Below are 1524 nucleotides of genomic sequence, written 5' to 3' on the forward strand. Positions count from 1 at the left end.
ATCATCTTCGCCATCCTTAGTGCGGTTGCTTTGATTGTGTTCTTCTTCTTTTTCTGGATCAAACCGCTGATGAGAGCGGCTCAAAATCCAATGACCCTGAATGGAGCCAACGTGGTGGAATCGATGGGGAAATGGGGAGAAAAGACCTCGACTACTTTGGATTCCATGGGCAAACGGATGGGTTCGGAAGGCGTGCAGAAGAAGGCGCTCAGCATGAAAGAGGCCAGTAAACGGATGCAGAGTGCGGCAGAACGCATGCGTACGCAGCGCAGTGTGGGCAAAGATAAACTGGCGTCCACACTTAGCGGGGGGCTGTCTGAATCGGTTCAAGGGATTGCCTATCAAGAGCCGGAGCAGTGGCTTGAAGAGGGCGGGCAGGTCCATGTCGATGTGGAGCACGAATTGGCCTTTGGGGAGTCTGAAATTAAATCCTCGGCGCTGAATATTTCCACGGTCCTGGGAGAGGAAGGATTTCGAAGTGTGTCCCTCATGCAGGCACCTGTTGCTCAGCGCAAAAAACTGACCCAGAAGCTAAATTCACTCAAGAAAGAATACAAAGAAGATGTTACATGGGACGAGAGTACCGGAGAGCTGATTCTGGCCGGAGAAACACTCGATATGCTGCCGCAGCTGGGGAAGGATGGTTTTGATGTATCAGCTGTACGTGAGGGCATGTACAAGGATGGGGCATTTGTGGATCTAAACCATGCGCCAAAGATTACACAGCTGAAAGATTCTGCCGAGGCCAAGCAAGCAGTGGAACAAATTAAAGAGGCTCTGCCGCTATATACGCGAGCGAACCTGCCTGAGGCACAAGCCTCTGCTGCGTACCATGCGCTAAAGGACCGTGCGGATGAATACCCATGGGTCAAAGATTTGCTGCTGGAGCAGGGAGCGCTGTGGCTACCGGATGATGATTTAGAAGAAGCCACAGAAGTGCTGGAGGGGATGATGGCCCAAACCACCCGGAAGATCCGGTATAACTTCCCGCGCTATTCTCAGTTTGCTGCCAGCATGCTGGAGGAGTGGGAACGTTCCAGTACATCGGAAGCGCTGGCCAAAGTGTTGGAACTTGCTAACGATGAGTCTCACGTCTATGTCCCCGAGGAACATTTAAACGAATTCCAGAAGGCTTATGACACCTATCGCAAAGACCGCACACCATACTGGCGTGCGAAAGACGGCGCGGTCTATGTCATTAAGGATCGGGTACCGGTCAACTATGGACAGCCACCACTGCATGGACTCGATATGGGGGGCTTTGAAAGACTGCAGAAGGAAATGCTGCATCGACATGAGACGCAGCGAGACAAGCAAAGTCAGGCGACTAAAACAGTGGCGAAAGCTCAAGCGGCGAGCACACCAAAAGACAAAGGGCAGGTGAATGGAAATGGATAAGGAGAATCAGGACCGGGAAGATGAGCTCTTGCGGGCAAGCTTTATGGGCGATATCCGTGAGGATGTACAATTTTTGGGACTGTCCCTGGGAGATATCGTCTGGATTGTAGGGACGACACTTGCGAT

1 protein-coding gene is annotated in these 1524 nt (G+C 52.0%); it reads left to right on the forward strand.

The window, feature by feature from the left end; translation table 11 throughout:
- Positions 1-1398 (forward strand): hypothetical protein (locus ACQ76X_RS35815; RefSeq protein WP_438498652.1); only part of this gene is annotated, 1398 nt, incomplete at its 5' end.
- Positions 1399-1524: the final 126 nt, after the last annotated feature.

This window comes from Paenibacillus sp. IHBB 3054 (genome assembly GCF_051594305.1).
Lineage (GTDB): Bacteria > Bacillota > Bacilli > Paenibacillales > Paenibacillaceae > Paenibacillus_AQ.